The 14,874-nt window shown below is 62.6% G+C and carries 13 protein-coding genes; 9 read left to right on the top strand and 4 right to left on the bottom strand.

Annotation, left to right across the window (positions count from 1 at the left end; genetic code table 11):
* Positions 1-109 precede the first annotated feature (109 nt).
* From B9A11_RS04500 to B9A11_RS04485, 4 genes are read left to right on the top strand one after another with little or no spacing between them, the layout of a single operon-like run.
* On the top strand, positions 110-418 hold the full coding sequence (locus B9A11_RS04500; RefSeq protein ID WP_058247068.1) for a virulence factor: 309 nt from the start codon (positions 110-112) through the stop codon (positions 416-418).
* 17 nt (positions 419-435) lie between these two features.
* On the top strand, positions 436-1,362 hold the full coding sequence (locus B9A11_RS04495) for a methylenetetrahydrofolate reductase (RefSeq protein WP_058247147.1): 927 nt from the start codon (positions 436-438) through the stop codon (positions 1,360-1,362).
* 9 nt (positions 1,363-1,371) lie between these two features.
* A complete protein-coding gene (locus tag B9A11_RS04490; RefSeq protein WP_058247069.1) occupies positions 1,372-2,040 on the top strand; it encodes an HAD family hydrolase in 669 nt (222 codons plus the stop codon).
* The gene (locus tag B9A11_RS04485; protein WP_058247070.1) at positions 2,037-3,113 is read left to right on the top strand and encodes a methyltetrahydrofolate cobalamin methyltransferase; all 1,077 of its coding nucleotides are present in this window, start codon (positions 2,037-2,039) and stop codon (positions 3,111-3,113) included. The genes B9A11_RS04490 and B9A11_RS04485 overlap by 4 nt, the downstream gene beginning before the upstream one ends.
* 150 nt (positions 3,114-3,263) lie before the next feature.
* Here B9A11_RS04485 and B9A11_RS04480 read toward each other — a convergent pair whose 3' ends face one another.
* The 3 genes from B9A11_RS04480 to B9A11_RS04470 form a co-directional block, all read right to left on the bottom strand.
* Entirely contained in the window at positions 3,264-3,830 is a 567-nt protein-coding gene (locus B9A11_RS04480; RefSeq protein ID WP_058247071.1) for a methyltransferase domain-containing protein, read from the bottom strand.
* Between the two features lie 94 nt (positions 3,831-3,924).
* On the bottom strand, positions 3,925-7,419 hold the full coding sequence (mfd, locus tag B9A11_RS04475) for a transcription-repair coupling factor (RefSeq protein WP_058247072.1): 3,495 nt from the start codon (positions 7,417-7,419) through the stop codon (positions 3,925-3,927).
* A 101-nt stretch (positions 7,420-7,520) separates the two neighbouring features.
* Positions 7,521-8,045 (bottom strand): hypothetical protein, encoded by a 525-nt coding sequence (locus B9A11_RS04470; RefSeq protein WP_058247073.1) that lies wholly within the window; start codon positions 8,043-8,045, stop codon positions 7,521-7,523.
* A 170-nt stretch (positions 8,046-8,215) separates the two neighbouring features.
* Between B9A11_RS04470 and hemB the strand changes: the two genes are divergently transcribed.
* A complete protein-coding gene (gene hemB, locus B9A11_RS04465; RefSeq protein ID WP_058247148.1) occupies positions 8,216-9,214 on the top strand; it encodes a porphobilinogen synthase in 999 nt (332 codons plus the stop codon).
* 117 nt (positions 9,215-9,331) lie between these two features.
* The gene (locus B9A11_RS04460; protein WP_058247074.1) at positions 9,332-9,886 is read left to right on the top strand and encodes a lipid-binding SYLF domain-containing protein; all 555 of its coding nucleotides are present in this window, start codon (positions 9,332-9,334) and stop codon (positions 9,884-9,886) included.
* A gap of 58 nt (positions 9,887-9,944) precedes the next feature.
* Here the strand turns inward: B9A11_RS04460 and B9A11_RS04455 are convergent, their stop codons facing one another.
* The gene (locus tag B9A11_RS04455; RefSeq protein ID WP_058247075.1) at positions 9,945-10,214 is read right to left on the bottom strand and encodes an usg protein; all 270 of its coding nucleotides are present in this window, start codon (positions 10,212-10,214) and stop codon (positions 9,945-9,947) included.
* A gap of 192 nt (positions 10,215-10,406) precedes the next feature.
* Between B9A11_RS04455 and gyrA the strand changes: the two genes are divergently transcribed.
* The 3 genes from gyrA to B9A11_RS04440 all read left to right on the top strand — a co-directional run bounded on the left by gyrA (position 10,407) and on the right by B9A11_RS04440 (position 14,838).
* On the top strand, positions 10,407-13,202 hold the full coding sequence (gene gyrA, locus B9A11_RS04450) for a DNA gyrase subunit A (protein ID WP_058247076.1): 2,796 nt from the start codon (positions 10,407-10,409) through the stop codon (positions 13,200-13,202).
* A 288-nt stretch (positions 13,203-13,490) separates the two neighbouring features.
* Positions 13,491-14,345 (top strand): LysR family transcriptional regulator, encoded by an 855-nt coding sequence (locus tag B9A11_RS04445; protein ID WP_058247077.1) that lies wholly within the window; start codon positions 13,491-13,493, stop codon positions 14,343-14,345.
* Between the two features lie 103 nt (positions 14,346-14,448).
* Positions 14,449-14,838, top strand: coding sequence for a hypothetical protein (locus B9A11_RS04440; protein WP_084662778.1), 390 nt, complete (start codon positions 14,449-14,451; stop codon positions 14,836-14,838).
* Positions 14,839-14,874 lie beyond the last annotated feature (36 nt).

Below are 14,874 nucleotides of genomic sequence, written 5' to 3'. Positions count from 1 at the left end.
ACTTCGCTTTACCCTGTCGCATACCATCCGGCATCGGTCGAAAACGACCACCGGCAATGGGCCGACCACAGGTAATCAAGGTCTAGCGAGAAAAAAGGGAATCAACTCCATGGCTGATCTCACCATCGTGTATTGGCGCGACATTCCGGCACAAGTCATTGTCGGGAAAGGCCGCCGTGGCGCAAAGATGCCCCTGCCCGAACGTTTCGAGCAGGCCATCGACCGCGCCGCCATGAAGGTGGGGGCCTCGGACACCGACGCCTATCTTGCCGAATGGCGCAAGGTGGCCGAAGGCACGGTCGAGGGTGATCCAATGGAAGCGGCCAAAGCCGCCGCCGAACGGATCGACGCAGAGTTCACGCCCGAGCGGATCAAGACGCTGATCGCAAATGATGGCTGGGCGAGTGCGCCCGAGTGAACCTGAAGGAGGCCGTGATGGCATTGCTCAATTTCCGTAAGCGCGACGAAATCCCGTCGGGCAACGCCAACCCTGCGCTTGAGGCCTTTTTGCAAGGCTATTCGATCGAGGTGATGCCGCGCACCGCCGAGAAGGTCGAGAACTTCCGCGATCTGCTACCCGCAGAGACCCGCGTCTACATCGCGCACATCGAAGGCACCCCCATCGAGGATATGGTCGCCACTGCCAAGCGTCTGAGCGCCGACGGCTATAACGTGATGCCGCACTTTCCGGCGCGCATCATCAAGGACCGCGCGACGCTGGAAAACTGGATTGCCATGTACGCCGGTGAAGCGGGCGTCAAGCAAGCGCTTTTGCTTGCGGGCGGTGTGGCCGAGCCCCACGGCGATTTTGACAGCTCGATGCAGCTGCTGGAAACGGGCCTGTTTGACAAAGCGGGCTTTACCCGTCTGCACGTCGCGGGCCACCCCGAGGGCAACAAGGACATCGACCCCAACGGCGGCGACGCCATGGTGATGGAGGCGCTGCGCTGGAAGCAAGCCTTTAACGAACGCACCGATGCGCAAATGGCGCTGGCCACGCAGTTCGCCTTTGACGCCAAGCCGATCATCGAATGGGCCGACCGCCTGACCGCCGAGGGCATCACCCTGCCGATCCACATCGGCATCGCCGGCCCGGCCAAGCTGCAAACACTGATCAAGTTCGCCATCGCCTGCGGTGTCGGCCCCTCGCTCAAGGTTCTGCAAAAGCGCGCTATGGACGTGACCAAGCTGCTGCTGCCCTATGAGCCGACCGAGGTGCTGACCGAGCTGGCCGCGCACAAGGCCGCCAACCCGAATTTCAACATTGAATCCGTGCACTTCTTCCCGCTGGGCGGCATCAAGACCAACGCAAACTGGGCCATCGAGAACGGCGGCGCTTCGGCGAAACCGGCAAACGGCTAAAGGGGTATCATGGCGAAACCGGCACTGCTTTTTGATCTGGACGGGACGATGCTGAACAGCGACTCGATCCACATGGCCGTTTTCGCCGACATGATGGGCTCGCGCGGGCTGAACGTGACCGAAGACTTCTATATGCAGCACGTCCACGGACGGCTGAATGTGGATTTCTTCGCCGAGTTCCTGCCGAACGAGCCCGACCCGCAGGGGTTGTCCGACGCCAAGGAGGCCGAGTTTCGCGCCCGCCTGCCGCGTCCCTACCCCGCCATGCCCGGCGTGGCCGAGGTGATCGCCCATGCGGTGGACAACGACTGGCCTCGCGCTGTCGTGACCAACGCCATGCGTCTGAACGCCGAAGCCATGTTAGAGGCCGTCGGCCAGCGCCACGCCTTTGAGGTGATGGTGATCGGCGAGGAATGCCCGCGCGGCAAGCCTGCGCCCGATCCCTACCTCGAGGCCATGCGCCAGCTGGGCGTGTCCCCGGCGGACTGCATCGCCTTTGAAGACAGCCCCTCGGGGACCCGCGCGGCGGCGGCTTCCGGCGCGTTCACCGTGGGCATCCGTTCCGCGCTGTCGGACCGCGAATTGCGGGAGAACGGCGCGCATATCACCATCCAAGATTTCAACGATCCGGCGCTGAGGGAGGTATTTCAGCGCTTCGACAGAGAGGCAAACACATGACACGTACCGTCATCGAGAGCGCAACCAAAACTGCCCTGATCGGCTTTGACCAGCCGTTCTGCGTCATCGGCGAGCGCATCAACCCCACCGGGCGCAAAATCCTGAACGAAGAGCTGGAGCGCGGCGATTTTTCCCGCGTGGAGGCCGACGCCATCGCGCAGGTCGCCGCCGGGGCCACCGTGCTGGACATCAACTCGGGTGCGGTGTTCTCGAACAAGATGGCCGAAGACCCGCGTTACGCCGACAACAACTTTGTTGAACCGGACCTGATGAAGCAGCTGATCGAGCGTGTGCAGGCCGTGACCGATTGCCCGCTGTGCATCGACTCCTCCGTGCCCGGCGCTCTGGAGGCCGGTCTGGCCGCTGCCAAGGGCCGCCCGCTGCTGAACTCTGTCACCGGCGAAGAAGAGCGCCTGGAGGTGGTTCTGCCGCTGGTCAAGAAATACAACGTGCCGGTTGTGGCGATTTCCAACGACGACACCGGCATTTCCGAAGACCCGGACGTGCGCTTTGCCGTGGCGAAAAAGATCGTCGAGCGGGCCGCTGACTTTGGCATCCCGGCGCATGACATCGTGGTCGACCCGCTGGTCATGCCGATTGGCGCCATGGGCACCGCAGGCCTTCAGGTCTTTACCTTGGTGCGTCGTCTGCGCGAAGAGCTGGGCGTGAACACCACCTGCGGCGCGTCGAACATTTCGTTTGGTCTGCCGAACCGTCACGGCATCAACAACGCCTTCCTGCCGATGGCCATGGGCGCGGGCATGACCTCTGCGATCATGAACCCGGTGGCTCTGCCCGTTGGCCCCAAGGCGATTGCCGAAAAGCGCGCGGCCGTCGAAGCGGCTGGCATCGTGCTGCCCGAGGGCATGGACGACGAAGCGTTTGTTCAGATGTTCGGCATGGGCAGCACCAAGCCGCGCCCCGGCAAGGAAATGGAAGCGATCCGCGCGGCGAACTTCCTGACCAACAACGACGACAGCGGCGCTGAGTGGATCAAGTTCAATAAAGCGCCTGCTGCGGATGGCGCAGAAGGTGGCCGTGGTCGCCGTGGTGGCGGTCGTCGCCGTCGCTGATTTTTTGAGGGGTTTGGGGGCGCTGCCCCGTCTCACCGAAGGTGAGCCACTTATTGGTAAAAGGGGGCGCTGCCCCCGGCCTGCGGCCTCCCCCGGGATATTTGCAAAGAGAAGAAGCCCTGGCCGAAGTTTGGCTGGGGCTTTTGTGATTTAGAGCTGCTCTTTTTGCGCGAGAGCCCAAGTGGTGATGGGGAAATCGTCTTCGTTTTCGAGCTTGTCGGTTTCGGGTTGGTAGACCGGCGGAAACGGGCCCACCACATTGCGCACCCCGGCCCAGCGGTTGCCCCATTGTTCGGACAGGATGTTTTCCTCGGCAAAGCCGCATTCGATGAGGAAGTTCTTGAGGCCGCGCGCCGACCAGCGGGTGCAGTCGTGCGGAGCGGCGTGGAGCGGGACGAAGAATGGCACGGCCACGAGGAAATAGCCGCCGGGGCGCAGCGATTGGCGGATATGTTGCGTGGCGAGGTACGGGCGGTCGAGGTGTTCCCAGACCTGATCGGCGATGATCAGATCGTAGAGTTTCTGGCTGCCGTTTGCGTCGATCAGAGGCGCTTTGCAGATGTCGTATTCGGGGAACCAATATTGGTCGTAGCTGCGAAAGCTAAAGTTCGCGCCGAATTTCCCAGAAATTTCCGCCACATCCAGCGTTTCGGGTTCCAACTGGCGCACGAGGGTGCGGCAGGCCTTGGCCATGACTATTCGGTTGATGCTCGCCATTTTTCACCTCGTCTTTTGCGGGCATGAGGCCGCAGCCGCGCGCCAAGGTCAACCCGAAGGCGCTGCGCAACAGGCAACCTGAGGCAGATCGGCCTCAGGCTTTTTTGCGTTTGACGGTGCCTGCGGCCTCGGCCAGATCGCGGGCGATGGCAAAGGCGCCTTGGATCTTGTCCTTGTCGCTTTTCCAGTCGCGGCGCACGACGATCTTGTTGTCCTTGATCTTGGCGTGCTCGCCCTGGCGTTTGATGTAGTCCACCAGCCCTTCGGGTTTGGCGAATTTGTCGTTGTGGAACTGCACCGTCGCGCCCTTTGGCCCGCCGTCGAGCTTCGCGATCCCGGCGCGTTTGCACATGGCCTTGATCCGCACCACCAAGAGCAGGGTGTTCACCTCACGCGGGAGTTTGCCAAAGCGGTCGATCAGCTCGGCGGCGAAGCCTTCGAGTTCCACCTTGGTCGACAGGGACGACAACCGGCGATAGAGGCCCAGACGCACATCGAGATCGGGCACGTAGTCTTCGGGGATGAGGACCGGCACGCCGAGGTTGATCTGCGGTGCCCATTGGCCGTCGTCGTCGGTCAGACCTTCCATCTGGCCCGAGCGGATCTTGGTGATCGCCTCTTCGAGCATGGATTGGTACAGCTCATAGCCCACATCGCGCATCTGGCCTGACTGTTCCTCGCCCAGGAGGTTACCTGCCCCGCGAATGTCCAGATCCTGCGACGCCAGGCTAAAGCCCGCGCCGAGGCTGTCGAGGCTGGCGAGCACGCGCAGGCGTTTCTCGGCTGTGGTGGTCAGTTTGGCGCGCGGTTTGGTGGTCAGATAGGCGTAGGCGCGGGTTTTCGACCGGCCGACGCGGCCACGTATCTGGTACAGCTGGCTGAGGCCAAACATATCGGCGCGGTGCACCACCATGGTGTTGGCGGTGGGGATGTCGAGGCCGGATTCGACAATGGTCGTCGCCACCAGCACGTCGTATTTGCCGTCGTAAAAGGCGTTCATGCGGTCATCGAGCTCGCCCGCCGCCATCTGGCCGTGGGCGACAACGTAAGTCAGCTCAGGCAGTTGCTCGCGCAGGAACTCTTCGACCTCGGGCAGGTCAGAGATGCGCGGCACCACGTAAAACGACTGCCCGCCGCGGTAATGTTCGCGCAGCAAGGCTTCGCGGATGGTGACCGGGTCGAACTCGGACACATAGGTGCGGATCGCCAGACGGTCCACCGGCGGCGTGCCGATGATCGACAGATCGCGCACCCCGGTCAGCGACAGTTGCAGCGTGCGCGGGATCGGCGTTGCGGTCAGGGTCAGCACGTGGATGTCGCTGCGCAACTGCTTTAGCCGCTCCTTGTGCTGCACGCCAAAGTGCTGTTCCTCGTCGATGATCAGCAGGCCAAGGTTCTGGAACCGCAGGTTTTTCGCCAAGACCGCGTGGGTGCCCACAACGATATCGACGGTGCCGTTCGCCAGCCCCTCGCGGTGTTTGCTCATCTCTTTGCTCGAGACAAAGCGCGACATGGGCACCACGTTCAGCGGGAAGCCCCGGAAGCGTTCGGCAAAGGATTTATAGTGCTGACGGGCCAGCAGCGTGGTCGGCGCGATCACCGCCACCTGCACGCCGGACATGGCCGCGACAAAGGCGGCGCGCATGGCGACCTCTGTTTTGCCAAAGCCCACGTCGCCGCAAATCAGCCGGTCCATCGGCTGGCCCGAGTGCATGTCGTCCATCACGTCATTAATGGCGCTCAGCTGGTCGTCGGTCTCGCTGTAGGGAAAGCGCGCGGCAAAGCTTTCGTAGGCCCCCACCGGCGGGTCCATCACCGGCGCCTTGCGCAGCGCACGTTCAGCGGCGATGCGGATCAGCTTGTCGGCCATCTCGCGGATGCGTTCCTTGAGACGGGCCTTTTTCGCCTGCCATGCGCCCCCGCCGAGTTTATCGAGCAAGCCCTCTTCGTGGCCGTATTTCGAGAGCAGTTCGATGTTCTCAACCGGAAGATACAGCTTGGCGGCCTCGGCGTATTCCAGCAGCAGGCATTCGTGCGCGGCCCCGGCGGCGGTGATGACCTCCATCCCCATGTAGCGGCCAATGCCGTGATCGACGTGGACCACCAGATCGCCGGGCGTCAGGCTTTGATGTTCGGTCAGGAAGTTCTCGGCCTTGCGACGTTTGCGCGGCGAGCGGATGAGGCGGTCGCCCAGAACGTCTTGTTCAGAAATGACCGTGAGTTTTTGTTGGCCTACCGCTCCGCTACTTGAGGCCGGGGCCTCCCACGGCGCTTCGAACCCCGCTTCCAAAGACCAGACCGCCAGATGCAGCCCGGTCTTGCCGATGCGGGTGCCGTTGCCGATGGGGATCGCGGCGGCAAGGCCTTCGTCCTCGATCAGGCCGGTCAAGCGCTCGCGCGCCCCTTCGGAGTAAGAGGCGATGACCACCGGGCCGTCTTGCATCTTGGCTTTGACGTGGGACGCCAGCGCGCCGAACAGGCTCACGCTTTCCTGCTGCCGCTCGGGCGAGAAGTTGCGCCCGATGCGCCCGCCTGCGTCCACCACGCCGCGGCCAGTGGCCTGCGGCAAGGGGTGGAACAGGACAGAGCGCCGGTCGCCCACAGCCTGCGTCCAGTCGCCGTCGTTCAGGTACAGCAGCCCCGGCGGGATCGGCTTGTAGACCGTGCTGCCCATGGTTTTCTTCTGAGACATCGCGTGTTTGCGGGTCTCGAACTGGTCCTCGATGCTGTCCCAGCGTGACAGCCGCGCGGCGGTCATCTGGTCATCCATCATCACCGGCGCGTCCGGCAGATAGTCGAACAGCGTCTCTAGATGGTCGTGGAAAAAGGGCAGCCAATGCTCGATCCCTTGGTGCTTGCGGCCCGCGCTGACCGCTTCGTACAGCGGATCGTCCGTGCCCGCCGCGCCGAATTCAATCCGGTAGTTCTGGCGAAAGCGCGTGATGGCGGCGTCGTCGAGGATCACCTCGGACACGGGGGCAAGCTCCACCACCTCGAGCTTTTCGGTGGTGCGCTGGCTGACGGGGTCAAAGCGCCGCGCGCCGTCCAGAGTATCGCCAAAGAAATCCAGCCGCACCGGGCCGCCTTCGCCCGGTGGATAGATGTCGATGATGCCGCCCCGGATGGCGTAGTCGCCCGGCTCGGTCACCGTGGGGGCCATGGAAAAGCCCATGCGGACAAGGAACTTGCGCAGGGCTTCCTCGTCGACGCGGCTGCCGACCCGTGCGCTGAACGCCGCCTCGCGCAGCACGTCGCGCGCAGGCACCCGCTGCATCGCCGCCGCCAGGGTCGTCAGCAGGACATAGCGCCCCGGCATCCCGTGGACCAAACCGGCCAAACACGCCATCCGCGCGGCGGAAATATCGGCATTGGGCGAGACGCGGTCATAGGGCAGACAGTCCCACGCCGGGAAGGTCACCACCGGCACATCCGGCGCAAAGAACGCCAGCGCGTCGCGCATGGACGCCAGCCGCTTGTCGTCGCGGGCCACGTGGATGACCGGGCCATTGGCCTTGTCGAGTTCTTGCAGGACGAGGGTCGCGTCGAAGCCTTCCGGCGCGCCGCCCATGATGATCTGATTTGACGCCATGGGTCGTGATTTGGCGCGCCTCGGCGTCCGGGTCAACCACAAGCGGTGATTAAGCGGGTGAAAACCGCACAGGCATTAAGGACAGGGGTCAAGGACGAGCGTTAAGGAACCTGAACAACGAGGTTCTGCGCCATGCCCCAAAAGGCGGTGATAAAGATCGAGATGGTGCCGATGAACTGCGAGATCGTCCGGTGGATGCGCAGGCGGCGCCACAGCGCCTCGCCCTGCCCTTCGCCGTTCAGGATACGGCGGGCCGAGGCAATGCTCAGCAGGCCGACCAGCGACATGGGAAAGGCCAGCAGGAACACCGCCTGGGCGAATTCCACGCCATAGACCCAGCCCAGCAGCGCCATGCCGGTGTGAAAGCCCGACACCAGCGCGGCCAGCCAAAGCCCGGTTTCCTCGACGATGAACCAGATGCGGTTGGCGTTGATGCGCACGAGGTCCTCCAGGTCCTGGGCCGCTTGCCCGCCGTTGGAGCGTTTCGCGCGGGCGACCATGTCGAACGGCACCCCCAGCACCCAATGGCTGGCGGACGACCACACCACCGCAAGGACAATCCAGAACCACAGGTTCGAAAACGACCGCATGTCGATCATTTCGAAAACCGAGCCGTACCAATCCATGCAATGCGTCCTTGTAATCCGTCCGAGGGGTTCTAGCGCGGGTCTGGGCAAATGCCCAGAGGTTGCGTGAGACCGAGGCAATATGATGCGCTTGCGCCGCAGGTGACAGGCTGGACAAGCCGCCCTGCCCCGTGCATCTGTTGGGCGCGAACCACCCCGAGGAGTTGCCGATGCGCCCGACCCAAGCCGCCTTTCCCGCCACCCGCCTGCGCCGCCTGCGCAGCACCCCCGCGATCCGCAAGCTGGTGCAGGAAACCACGCTGACACCCGGCGATTTCATCTGGCCAGTGTTTGTGCGTGACGGGACGGGTGTGGTCGAACCCATCGCCTCGATGCCCGGTGTGAACCGTCTGTCGGTGGACAAGGTGGTCGAGGCCGCCAAAGAAGCCTACAGCCTTGGCATCCCGTCGATTTGCCTGTTTCCCTACACCGATCCGTCGCTCAAAACCGAAGATTGCGCCGAGGCGTGGAACCCGGACAACCTGTCCAACCGCGCCACCCGCGCGATCAAAGACGCGGTGCCCGAGATCGCCGTGATGACCGACGTGGCGCTCGACCCTTATAACATCAACGGCCATGACGGCTTTGTCGAGGATGGCAAGATCGTCAATGACCGCACGGTCGAGGCGCTTGTGAAACAAGCCCTGTCGCAGGCCGAAGCGGGCGCGGACATCATCGGCCCGTCAGATATGATGGACGGGCGGATCGGTGCGTTGCGTCAGGCTTTGGAGGCTGAGGGGCACGAAAACGTCCTGCTGCTGTCCTACGCCGCCAAGTTCGCCAGCGCCTTTTACGGCCCGTTCCGCGATGCGGTGGGCGCGTCGGGCGCGCTGAAAGGCGACAAAAAAACCTACCAGATGGAGCCGGGCAACTCGGACGAGGCCATGCGCCTGATCGAACGTGACCTGCGCGAAGGCGCGGACATGGTGATGGTCAAACCGGGGATGCCCTACTTGGACATTTGCCGCCGCGCCAAGGATATGTTCGGCGCGCCGACCTTTGCCTACCAAGTGTCGGGCGAATACGCGATGCTGGCGGGCGCGTCCGAGCGCGGCTGGGTCGACGGCGAAAAGGTCATGCTGGAAAGCCTGACCGCCTTCAAACGGGCGGGCTGCGACGGGATTTTGACCTATTTCGCCCCCGCCGCGTCGAAAATCCTGAACGGATAGCGATAGCTTGCCGATGGGCGGCTGTTAAGGATGACAAGCCGCCCCGCCGCTCTTATAAGATGTCATAGTTAACCGGCGACAAAAGCCGGACAGAGGCATCGGCAAGGGACAGATGACATGAGCTTTTCCAGACGAGAGATGGTCCTGGGGTTGGGCGCGACCGGCCTGATGGCGGGCTGCGGCAATGGCATTGGCAGCCGCGGGCCGGCGACGATCGACGCGCGCGTGAACGCGACGCTCAGCCAGCTTTACGGCGATTACCCCGCGACCCAGCAGCTGGCCGCAAAATCCGTAGGCATGTTGGTCATGCCGCTGGTGACCGAGGTCGGCCTTGGCCTTGGCGGCGGCTATGGGCGCGGCGCGCTGCGCGTGGGCGGGGCGACGGTGGATTATTACTCCATCGCCAAAGCCTCGGGTGGCTTGCAGATCGGCGGGCAGCAGTACAGCCACGTGCTGTTCTTCATGACCGAAGCGGCGCTGCAAACCTTCCGCCGCTCGCCCGGCTATGCGGCGGGCGCGAACATCGAATACGCGACCCCGTCGCAAGGGGAAACGCTGGCCGCCGAGACGACAACCTCGCTGGCGCCGGTGATCGCGGTGATCTTTGGCCAGTCGGGCCTGCGACTGGGTGCAACGCTGGAAGGCGTGAAATACAGCCGGATTATTCCGTAAATTTGCGCACTTGCGCTGATAGACATCGCCCCCAGGACGCGGGGCGATGTTTTTGTTTTCAATGGTAGGTAAATTCCCCCACCACGTTGCGCCATTCCCCCGGCGAGATCATCTTGCGGTGGGTAAAGCGCACCGAATGCAGCGGGCCTTCGATCTCGTCCTGCCAGAATTCGATGAACTCGAACAGCTTGGGGTGATCGGGCGCAATGTCGTACTCTTGCCAGATGAAGGTGTTCAACACGTTTTTAAAATCCGGCATCCGGTAGTAAAACTCGGCCGTGGTCAGCCCATAGCCGCGCAGCATCAGTTCCGTTTCGCTTTCCTGCATTTTTGACCCTCAATTTTCTTGATACCGGAATCTTGCGAAGGAATCCTTTAGTTTTCAATAAAAACAGTGTGTTAGCACCCACGCCCGGTGGCTGCCAAAAATCCGCGTAAAGGGGCGGCATTGCACCCTGCATATGGTCTCTGATATAACCTCACCAACTATATATCGAAGCCACAAGAACAGGCCGAAAACGTGAACGACACGCCCGAAACCCCTGAAAACGAAGAGAAAAAGACGCCCCAGTACAGCGGCCCGTCGATCTCTATCGAAAACGAGATGAAGGTGAGCTACCTCGATTACGCCATGAGCGTGATCGTCAGCCGTGCGATTCCCGATTTGCGCGATGGCCTAAAACCTGTGCATCGGCGCATTCTTTATGCGATGCACAAAGGCGGCTACACCCCGGACAAGAGCTATCACAAGTCGGCCAAATCCGTTGGCGAGGTCATGGGGAACTATCACCCGCACGGCGACAGCGCGATTTACGACGCGCTGGTGCGGATGGCGCAGGACTTTTCCATGTCGCTGCCGCTGATCGACGGTCAGGGCAACTTTGGCTCGATGGATGGCGATCCGCCCGCGGCAATGCGCTACACCGAAAGCCGTCTGGACAAGACCGCGCTTGCGCTGCTGAACGACATCGACAAGGAAACCGTCGACTTTCAGGACAACTATGACGGCAAGGAGCAGGAGCCCACGGTTCTGCCCGCGCGCTACCCCAACGTGCTGGTCAACGGCGCCGAAGGCATCGCGGTCGGCATGGCGACCCGCATCCCGCCGCACAACCTTGGCGAGGTGATCGACGCGACGCTGGCCTTGATGGACAACCCCGACCTGTCCTCTGAGCAGTTGATCGAATACATCCCCGCCCCGGATTTCCCAACGGGCGGCGTGATCCTTGGCCGCTCTGGCGCGCGCAAGGCGTATCTTGAGGGGCGCGGCAGCGTCATCATCCGCGCCAAGACCCGGGTCGAGGAAATCCGCAAGGACCGCTGGGCCATCGTCATCGACGAGATCCCCTATCAGGTGAACAAGTCCACGATGATCGAACGCATCGCCGAGGCCGCGCGCGACAAAAAGATCGAAGGCATCGCCCACGTTCAGGATGAATCCGACCGCGAAGGCGTGCGCGTGGTGGTCGAGCTGAAACGCGACGCCACCGCCGAGGTGGTGATGAACCAGCTCTTCCGCTTTACGCCGATGCAGACCTCCTTTGGCTGCAACATGCTGGCGCTGAACGGCGGCCGCCCCGAACAGCTGACGCTGCGGGCGTTTTTGTCCGCCTTTATCGACTTCCGCGAGGATGTGGTGGCGCGGCGCACCGCCTATCTGCTGCGCAAGGCGCGCGAACGCTCGCACCTGCTGTGCGGTTTGGCCGTGGCGGTCAGCAATGTCGACGAGGTGGTTGCCACGATCCGCGCCTCTGCCGACGCCGCCGAAGCGCGCACCAAGCTGATGGAACGCCGCTGGCCCGCCGGGGAAATCCTGCCGTTCATCGCGCTGATCGACGATCCGACCCACAAGCCCAACGAGGACGGCACCTATAACCTGTCCGAAAGCCAGGCGCGGGCGATCCTGGAACTGCGGCTTCAGCGCCTGACCCAGCTGGGCGTCAAAGAGGTCACCGACGAGCTCGAAGAGCTGGCCGCCAAGATCAAGGATTACCTCGAAATCCTGTCCTCGCGCGACCGGATCATGGGCATCATCGGCGATGAGATGCGCGAAGTGCGCGACCAGTTCGCCGTGCCGCGCCGCACCACCATCGTCGATTGGGCGGGCGACATGGACGACGAGGACCTCATCGAACAAGAGGACATGGTCGTCACCGTCACCCAGTCCGGCTATATCAAGCGCACCGCGCTGGCCGACTTCCGCGCGCAGAAACGCGGCGGCAAGGGGCTGTCGGGCATGGCCACCAAGGACGACGACGTGGTCACCACGCTGTTCGTGGCCAACACCCACACGCAGCTGCTGTTCTTTACCACCGATGGGATGGCCTACAAGCTCAAGACCTGGCGTCTGCCGCAGGGTGGCCGCACCTCCAAAGGCAAGGCGATCGTCAACATCCTGCCGATCCCGGCGGGCGTGTCGATTGCCGCGATCATGCCGGTGGACCGCCCCGAGGATGACTGGGACGACCTGCAAATCGTCTTTGCCACCAACAAGGGATCGGTGCGTCGTAACCGTCTGTCGGACTTCACCAACGTCAAGGCGAACGGCAAGATCGCCATGAAGTTCGACACCGAGGACGCGCCCTCAAGTAGCGAAGCGGTAGGGCAAACTGAGATGCGTCTGATCAACGCCCGCATCTGCTCCGAAGATGACGACGTCATGCTGGTGACCAACTCTGGCCGGGCGATCCGCTTCCCCGTTACGGATGTGCGGGTGTTCAACTCGCGCGCCTCGACCGGTGTGCGCGGCGTGCGGCTGAACGGCGACGACGAGGTCGTGTCCATGTCGGTGATCCGCCACTTTGACGCCGAGTCTGACGAGCGCGCCTCTTATCTCAAGATGCGCCGCCTGATGGCTGGCGTGACCGAGGACGACGCCGAGGAAGAGGGCAACGCCGACACCCCGCTGCCGCAGGAACGCTATGCGGAAATGTCCGCCGCCGAGAACCTGATCCTGACGATCACAGCCAAGGGTCTGGGCAAGCTGTCCTCGTCGCATGACTACCCCGTTCGCGGGCGCGGCGGCCAGGGCGTCACCGCGTGGGAGAAATCCATGCGCGGCGGCGACATCGTGGCCTCTTTCCCCGTCGAGAATGGCGATCAGATCATGCTGGCGACCTCGACCGGGCAGTCGATCCGCGTGCCGGTGGATGGCATTTCCTTCCGCTCGCGCAGCGCCGGCGGCGTCAAGGTGTTCAACACCGGGAAGGAGGAAACCGTCGTCTCCGTGGCATGGATCGCCGAGCAATCCGAAGAGGCAGAGGCCGTCACCGACGCAGGCGACGCCCCCGAAACCGGGCCCAGCGACGACAGCTGATCCCCGCCGTTCTACGCCTAAAGGCCCGGTGTTCGCGCCGGGCCTTTTGCGTTTTACTGCGTAAACGTGCATGTAACGCCTGCGCTGACCGTATTAGATGCAGCGCAGATACAGCATCATGATTGATGGTTTCGCCCTTGTGCTCTAAATTAAGGTAAACCGAGCTAACGAATAAGCGGACCTTCACTCAATCCGCCAAAAAATGTGCCGAGTGCCAGTGCTGAATACGGGAACCAAATCCCGCGTCATGCGTTTCCATTCCGCAAGGATATAATAAGAAGAGACTACATGGATAATTGGGATGATCTGCGCTTTCTCGTAGCGCTGGCCCGCACCGGAACAATGAAAGCGGCGGCGCAAGTTTTGGGGACAAACACCGCCACCGTATCCCGCCGCATTGAACGGCTTTCCGAAACCTTGGGGCAGCCCGCATTTATCAAAACGACCGACGGCTGGAAACCTTCCAAAGCGGTCGAGGGGCTGATCCACGTCGCCCAAAGCTTTGACGGACAAATCCAATCGGCGCTGAACGCGCAAAGTGACGCCGACAGCGCACCGGTCGTCATCAAGATGGGCAGCGTGCCTTTCGTATTGCGGTCGGTGCTTGCGCCCGGATTGCAGCGCGATGGTGCAATGCTGGACGGCATCAACATGGTGTTTTCCGATCGCGTCAACAAAGAGGGCTTGGGCGATCATGATCTGGTGATCCAGTATCGCCGCCCCGAACAAGGCCGTGTGGTCACGCGCAAGGCGGGCGAGCTGTCCTTTCGCCTGTTCCGCCCCAAGGGCAGCATCAGCGGCGCCTGGGCCGGTTTGGCCGAGTCGATGGACGACGACAGCCTGATCCAGATGGCCTATGCCGAGTTCAAATGCCCGCCGCGTCTGCGGGTCGACAACTTTCACGCGCTTCAGACCTTGATGAAGACGCTGAACCTCGCGGCGCCTTTGCCCGATCTGGTGGGCATGGCTGACCCCGAGCTAGAGCCTGTCACGCCCGAAGCGGCCCCCGAGATCAAGGATTTCTGGCTGTTTTTCCACGAATCCCGCCGCAGCGACCCCAGCATTCGGCGCGCCGTAGACTTTGTGCTGAAGGCTTTCGAAGAGGCGCAGTTTTCCGATAGCGCAGGGACGAAGGCGGGCTAACACGTTTTCTGCAATTGCACTGTCGCGGTAATCGGCGTTGCGCACATCTTCGAATTGTACGACGTTGATCGTAACAAAAGAAGAAAACGAGCAGAAAATCAAAATGTTACCCTCTGAAGACGGGCGTCAATGCGCCCTTCGAATCCTCTTGGCCTGCGCGCTGGCATACACGGCATCCGAGCATTACCTCTCCCCGAATGCGCTCCCCATCGGATCCGTGCAGCCGCCGCTAGAGGCGCTGTCCGTCCTGATCCTGCGCGCCATGCTGTGGATCACCGCGATCTGGTTGCTGTTCGGCCTGCGCACGCGCGTGGTCGCGGCGCTGGGGCTGGCGCTGTTTTACGGGTTCGCGATTCTGGTGCCCGGCGTTCACATGTTTTCCGCGCAGACCGCGCATTCTCTTTTCGTCGTCACCGTCATTGCCCTGCCGCTCTTGTTGCGCGGCGGCGGACGGTACAGCCTGCTGCAACGCGGCTGGAGCGGCGCTCTGTAATCCGTTGCCCAATGGATGACTCCGTACTGGCGGCCC

It is taken from the genome of Tropicibacter naphthalenivorans, from assembly GCF_900176475.1.
Lineage (GTDB): Bacteria > Pseudomonadota > Alphaproteobacteria > Rhodobacterales > Rhodobacteraceae > Tropicibacter > Tropicibacter naphthalenivorans.
The sequence above is the reverse complement of the archived record's forward strand: the minus strand, read 5'-3'. Positions and strand labels throughout refer to the sequence as shown.